The organism is Armatimonas sp. (genome assembly GCF_043760365.1).
In the GTDB taxonomy this organism is placed as follows: Bacteria; Armatimonadota; Armatimonadia; order Armatimonadales; family Armatimonadaceae; genus Armatimonas.
Map to the genome: position 1 here is coordinate 1 of NZ_JAYUPA010000166.1, position 6,068 is coordinate 6,068.

Annotated in this window: 8 protein-coding genes; 4 read left to right on the forward strand and 4 right to left on the reverse strand. The window is 60.1% G+C overall.

Annotated features, from left to right (window positions below; all coding sequences use genetic code 11):
* A partial coding sequence (locus ACH2EH_RS04140) for a hypothetical protein (protein WP_395139226.1) occupies positions 1 to 497 on the reverse strand: 497 nt, incomplete at its 3' end.
* A 66-nt stretch (positions 498 to 563) separates the two neighbouring features.
* On the opposite strand from ACH2EH_RS04140, the gene ACH2EH_RS04145 reads away from it, so the two are divergent.
* Positions 564 to 1,379, forward strand: coding sequence for a CHAD domain-containing protein (locus ACH2EH_RS04145; protein ID WP_395139228.1), 816 nt, complete (start codon positions 564 to 566; stop codon positions 1,377 to 1,379).
* Positions 1,380 to 1,381: 2 nt separating this feature from the next.
* A complete protein-coding gene (locus ACH2EH_RS04150; RefSeq protein WP_395139230.1) occupies positions 1,382 to 2,107 on the forward strand; it encodes a metallophosphoesterase in 726 nt (241 codons plus the stop codon).
* Here ACH2EH_RS04150 and ACH2EH_RS04155 read toward each other — a convergent pair.
* Together ACH2EH_RS04155 and ACH2EH_RS04160 are read right to left on the reverse strand one after the other, a co-directional pair.
* The gene (locus ACH2EH_RS04155; protein ID WP_395139232.1) at positions 2,098 to 2,496 is read right to left on the reverse strand and encodes a type II toxin-antitoxin system VapC family toxin; all 399 of its coding nucleotides are present in this window, start codon (positions 2,494 to 2,496) and stop codon (positions 2,098 to 2,100) included. The genes ACH2EH_RS04150 and ACH2EH_RS04155 overlap by 10 nt on opposite strands.
* Positions 2,493 to 2,732: a hypothetical protein gene (locus tag ACH2EH_RS04160; protein ID WP_395139234.1), complete on the reverse strand. Its 240-nt coding sequence runs from the start codon at positions 2,730 to 2,732 to the stop codon at positions 2,493 to 2,495. Before ACH2EH_RS04160 ends, ACH2EH_RS04155 begins: the two co-directional genes overlap by 4 nt.
* A 46-nt stretch (positions 2,733 to 2,778) precedes the next feature.
* Between ACH2EH_RS04160 and ACH2EH_RS04165 the strand changes: the two genes are divergently transcribed.
* Both ACH2EH_RS04165 and ACH2EH_RS04170 read left to right on the forward strand, forming a co-directional pair.
* Complete coding sequence (locus ACH2EH_RS04165; RefSeq protein WP_395139236.1) at positions 2,779 to 4,110, forward strand: MFS transporter; 1,332 nt, start codon at positions 2,779 to 2,781, stop codon at positions 4,108 to 4,110.
* Positions 4,111 to 4,154: 44 nt separating this feature from the next.
* A complete protein-coding gene (locus ACH2EH_RS04170; RefSeq protein ID WP_395139238.1) occupies positions 4,155 to 5,105 on the forward strand; it encodes an AAA family ATPase in 951 nt (316 codons plus the stop codon).
* A 1-nt stretch (position 5,106) separates the two neighbouring features.
* Here the strand turns inward: ACH2EH_RS04170 and ACH2EH_RS04175 are convergent.
* Positions 5,107 to 6,068: sigma-E factor regulatory protein RseB domain-containing protein (locus tag ACH2EH_RS04175; RefSeq protein ID WP_395139240.1), on the reverse strand; the 962-nt coding region annotated here is incomplete at its 5' end.

Consider the following 6,068-nt stretch of genomic DNA (forward strand, 5'->3'; position numbering starts at 1 on the left):
CGTGGGATTTTCATCCCCAGCGCCACCGCATCCGTGGCGCAGCGAGCGGCTTCTGAGTAATTGCCAGAGTCCGCGTGGGTCTTGGAGGCGAAGGCGAGCAGGCGAGCCAGCTCACGGTGCTCCGCGTACTCGGGAAAGAGCTGGCTCGTTTCGTAGGTAATCGGCTGACGGTACTCCTGGCTCAGAGCCTGCCGGATCTTGGCAATGGCCTCGGTATTGGCTGCGAGCAACGCTTTGCGCCCCGCCAGCGGCTGCACTTTCTTGGTGTCTTTCGGCGAAAGCTCGATCCCATCTTTGAGGGGCACCGCCAGAACTTTTGCAACCCGGAGCGTGTCGTGAGCGTTGGGCACGGGCAGGGTATGCTGAGGCAAGACCAGCGGCGGGACATCATTGAGGCGGGCATTGATCGCCACACCCGCCAGAACCAGCGAGGGAACCAGAATCCCCACTGCAACCAGGGCACGCTCGGAGCGAGAAAAACGTTTGTCAGTACTCATGTTGGAAATAACGCAGCGCGTGTGCAACTGGTTACGGCTTTGGGGCAATTTCCGATACACTGCCCTATGGAACCCATCACGACGCTTCTGGAGCGGCTCACCGCAGCGCTACCCCTTGCACTCCAGGGCGACCCGATCTCAGTGAAGACAGCACGGACAACGGGACGGCGCTTACGCGTTATTTTGCCGCTGTCCACCACCGCGCTCCCCCAAAAACTCCGCCAGCGCTTGCTCGACGGTACCCGGACACTGACCCGTGCGCTGGGCTCCGTGCGTGATCTGGATGCCCAGCAAGAGCTTCTCACCACGGCGGAGGTGTCTGCTACAGAGGAAGAGCGGCGCGGCTTTGCCTTTGCACAGCGCACCCTGCAAAAGCGGCGCAAGCGGGCACTGAAGCGTGTTTGCCGCCTGGATGCTGCCGGAGACTGGCTCAAACAGGCAAGCCAGGCACAGGGCACCCTGGTGACGATGGTCGGTGAGGAGCTGTCTGCGACAGCCGAGGAAGTACATGCCGCCGCCCAAAAAGCTCTCAACTTTGATGTGCTTATCCGCAATCCCAAGAATGTCACCGAGCTCCACGATCTACGGATTGCCGTCAAGCGCCTGCGCTTCACGTTGAGCCGTGTTCCGGAAACAACCAAGCCGCTCAAGAAGCGCATCGCAGCGCTTCAAACTGTGCTGGGGACGATTCACGATCTGGACATCTTGCGTGTCTGGCTGCGTGGGCTGGAGTCTGAGAAAAAGCGTCGCCTGCGCCCCACCCGCCGCGAGCGGGAGAGCCTCGCCATCGTGCGCCGCCGCCTTCAAGGCGAGCGCACCACCGCCTATCTCGCGTTTCGGGAGCAGTGGGAGCTTGCCCTGCCCGTCCTACAGGAGCTTTAGCCATGGCGTCGGTGTGGGCGATTGGCGATATTCACGGGATGGGTGCACGGCTTACCACGCTACTGGCGGCGCTCCCACGCGGCCCCGAGGATATCACGGTCTTCTTGGGCGACGCGATTGACCGTGGCCCGGACTCGCGCGGCGTGGTGAATCGGCTTCTTGCGGAGCACGAGGCAGCTCCCGACAGAACCGTGCTGCTCTGGGGCAACCACGAGGACATGGCGGCGGCCTATCTCACGGGCACGCACCCGTGCCAGATCGCCTACGACGACTTCGACTGGTTTCGCAACGGCGGAATCGAGACCATGCGAAGCTGGGAGCGCGACCCACCCGCGTGCTTCAAGCGCGAGTGCCCCGACGATCTTGCCCGCTACTTCTCGCTGCTCAAAACCTACTGGAAAGCCCCCACCGAGCGCTTCCCCGAGCTAGCACACTGCGTCTGGGTGCACGCAGGGACGGAGCGCGGCAAGCCCGTTGAGGAGACTCACCCGGACACGCTACTCTGGATACGTTGGGAGTTTATCGGCTACGCAGATCGCTCAGGTCGGCTTACCATCCACGGCCACACCCCGACCGCTGAGCCTGAAGCCGACCCCTGGCGCATCGGAATAGACACGGGAGCTTGCCGCAGCGGCCCCCTCACCGCCCTACAAATGCCCGAGCGCCATATCTGGCAAGCCCTCCCCGACCAAACGGTTCGTGATTTTCCGCTCCAGCGTTATTGGTGAGTAACCTGAGCAACATTGGGATAAGACCGAATTGCGAGATCCATTGTCAGAAGCGGAGCCTCAAGAACTCGGGAAGTCGCAACAATAAGTTGATCTGCGGGATCACGATGAAACGGTTGGGGGAGAAGTGTTGACTCAATAGCAATCTCGGGTGTCAAGGGAATAAGCTGCACACCAGGATAACTCAGGGCATCAGCGATCCAATCATTGATGGAGACTGACAGAGTCAGCCGCCCACGCTCCACTAGCTTTGCGACTTCCCATACAGAAATTGCACAAACTCCCAAACCGCTTGCCTGATAGGTTTGAAGTAATACTTCCAACTCGGGAGTAAGCTCAGGACTCCCATTTACCCACCAAATCCAAATGTGGGTATCAAGAATAATCACAGTTCAGCTTCCCACTCACTTACCTCAACCGCAGGTGCAAGAGGCCGATCGTAACGCAGAACCGTACCACGTAGTGGAAAGGGATTCGGATTGGGGGCTGTTGCGAAATTTGCCTTGGAGGTAGTGCGAGAGAGTACGATGACCTCTACGGTATCTCCTTCGACAAAGGGCAGGTTTTTTAGTAGTAAGGTACCTTCTTTGGCAACCGTCGTCTCTTCGCGGTAGGCAGTGGTCATGCCTAAAATTATATCACTGGCGTGACTTTCCGCTATAATACCGGGCATGAGTGGACAGCGTCGTTTTCTGGATATGAACGGCTACCAGTGGACCGTGCTCTTTGCAGCATGGCTCGGGTGGGGCTTTGATGTTTTCGATGGGCTTCTCTATGCCTTGGTGGCGGATAAGGCGATTCCGGTACTTCTTGGCCAGGCCATTGGGAGCCCGGAGGCCAAGGCATCGGTGCCGTTCTGGAATGGGATCATGGGCTCGGTGCTGCTGATCTTCTGGGCCATTGGGGGAGTTCTTTTTGGCCGTATCACGGACAAGCTTGGGCGCACCAAGACACTCTTACTGACGATGCTGATCTACTCCGTTGGCACGGCGCTCTGTGCGCTGGCTCCCAATATCTGGGTGCTACTGCTCTGCCGCGTCTTTGTGGCGTTTGGCATCGGCGGCGAGTGGGCGGCGGGCGCGGCGATGGTGGCTGAAGTGGTTCCTGAAAAGCGCCGGGTGGAGGCCGGAGCACTGCTCTATACGTCCGCTCCGATCGGGCTGCTGGCGGCGGACATGATGCGCTACTATATTGTCGGTGGCCTGCTCAAAGATAGCCCCGAGACCTCCTGGCGCTGGGTCTTTGCCTGTGGCCTGCTACCCGCGCTCGTGGCATTTCTGATACGTATGTTCATTAAGGAGCCGGAGAAGTGGCACGAGGCGACCGAGGGCGGCAAGGCCAGCCCTAAGATTTCCGAGCTCTTCACGCCGCAATTGCGCCGCGCCACGCTGGGCGGAATGGCAATGGCAATCGTGGCGCTGATTACCTGGTGGAGCTGCAATACGTTTGCGTCGGTGATCGCCTCGCAGATGGCCAACGCCGCCGCTCAGGCACAGAAGCTAGACAAGCCCGCGACGCAGGCTCTGGTCGAGAGCTGGAAGTCTATCGCGCTCACGAGCTTCTGTTTAGGAGGACTGATCGGGACACTTCTGACGGTGCCCATCGCCAAGCTTTTAGGTCGCAGGGCAATGTTCGCAACCTACTTCGTTCTAGGAGCCGCTAGCATTATCGGCACCTTCGCCTTCCCCTGGACGGGTGCGACCCGCCTCTACGGCTACTTCCCGATTGGCCTGACCATCTTCGGGGTCTTTGGCAGCTTCACCTACTACCTGCCCGAGCTCTTCCCGACCCGTCTGCGCGGCACGGGAGCAGGCTTCACCTACAATATCGGGCGCATTATCGCCGCCGCCGGGCCGTTTATGGTGGGGCTGATCGCACAGCAGGGTCTGGAAGCCGCCTTCAAAGCCCTGGTGATCGTCGGTTGCGTCCCCATCATCGGTTTATTCTTTCTCCCGTTTATTGTCGAGACCAAGGGCCGCTCGCTGGAAGCCCTGGATGAGTAGTCGTACAATTGACAGAAAAGAGCGTACCGTGCTACACTGCCGCCGTGAGTGATCTACAATCGGATGTCGCGGCGGCCATGCAACGCGTTAAAGAGCAGGTGGAAACCGTCATCATTGGTAAGCGGGAGACGGTGGAGATGGCTCTGGTGACACTTCTGGTGGGGGGGCATCTTCTCATCGAGGACATTCCCGGTGTCGGCAAGACCACTCTGGCCAAGACCCTTGCTCAGTCGTTGGGCTGCGTGTTTAAGCGCATCCAGTTCACCCCCGATCTGCTCCCCGCCGACATCACCGGCACGTCTATCTACAACCAGAAGACCCAGGAGTTCAGCTTCATGCCGGGCCCCGTCTTCGCCCAGATTGTCCTAGCGGATGAGATCAACCGAGCCACTCCCAAGACACAGGCGGCGCTGCTGGAGTGTATGGAGGAGCTACAGGTCTCTGAGGGCGGTGTTACCCATAAGCTTCCCCGCCCCTTCTTTGTGATCGCCACCCAGAACAATATCGAGCACGCCGGAACCTACCAGCTTCCTGAGGCGCAGATGGATCGTTTTCTGATGCGGGTGCGGCTGGGCTACCCCAATACGGATCAGGAGATCGGGATCCTCAACTCGCAGGTGCAGAGCCACCCGCTGGTCAATGTGACACCGGTGCTCGATGCGGATGCTCTCGTTCAGCTCCAGGAAAAGGCACGCGCCGTGGTGATCGCCCCCGCCCTTCAGCGCTATATTGTAGAGATTGTCGCAGCCACACGCCAGAGCGACCAGGTGGAGATCGGTGCCAGCCCACGCGGCTCTCTTGCCTTGATGCACGCCGCACAGGCCCACGCCGCCACCGCAGGCCGCGCCTTCGCCACACCCGATGATGTGAAGCGGCTCGCTCCGTTTGTTCTGGCCCACCGCCTGATTCTCTCCGCTGAGGCCCGAGCGCGTGGCGTAGAGGACACCACGGTGATCCAGAATATCCTCACCCAGATCCCCGTGCCTGCCGTTTAGGCTACTTCACGGAATCCGCGATACGCTTGAGCTGGTCGTCGGGCAGGTTCCCTAGGAGCATGTAGTAGCCCTCAGAAGACTTCCAGGCGTAGGCACGCTCGCCATTGTTAAGCTGCACAAAGCCTGCCTCGTTTCCGGCAAGCATCCGGAGGATCATCGGGGGCATCGCTCCGTGTACCAGCGCGAGCGAGATCGCCGTGAGGTCGTTGCCCCACTGAACATGGATCGGGGAGTGAGGCCCCTGGTTCGCGGTAATGCGCCGTAAGCGGAAACCCGCCGGGAGCCAGCCGGGTGGCTTGACAATCACCCCGTCTTTTGCCGCTTCCTCAAGGGTCGCGTAGCGCTTCTGTGTGTCAACCGTGCGGGGAAACCCTGTGGGAATCGGAGGAGGCGCAAAGTCTTCGTCGCGCAGAACGGGGTTTAGCTCCAGAGAAAGATAGTAGGTATTGGAGAGAATCCGCCCCTCTTGTGCCCGCTCTTCGGTACGGAGCCGCAGCCCCGTCTCGCGATCCACCCAGAAACGCCGCGACGGCCCCGCGCGCCCTGGCGCAGGATGCACTAGAACCACCTCTGCCATACGCCCCGCGATACTATCCTGGCCCTGAAACTCGATAATCAGTGCTCCCTCGCCTGCCCGTAGTGCTTCCAGGTAACGTTTCTGAAACTCGGCGAGCTGGGATTTCCCCTCCCGGTAGAGCTTCTCTTTCTGATTCACGAGGAACTGTCTCTTCTGGTTGTCTACCAGCAATATCCCCTCAGGCTTGATGGACTCACGGCGAATTCCTCGCTTGGGATCGCGCTTCACCCACTGCTCGGTGTTGCGGCCATCCTGCCCGACAGTAACCTCACGCCCCAAAAAAGAGACCGTCAGCTCCGCCTTAGTCATCCGGCGCAGGATCTGCTTACCCAGGCCCGCATTGAGGCGTGCCAGCGGCGTTTTCGCGGGTTTCACGGGCTTTGGCT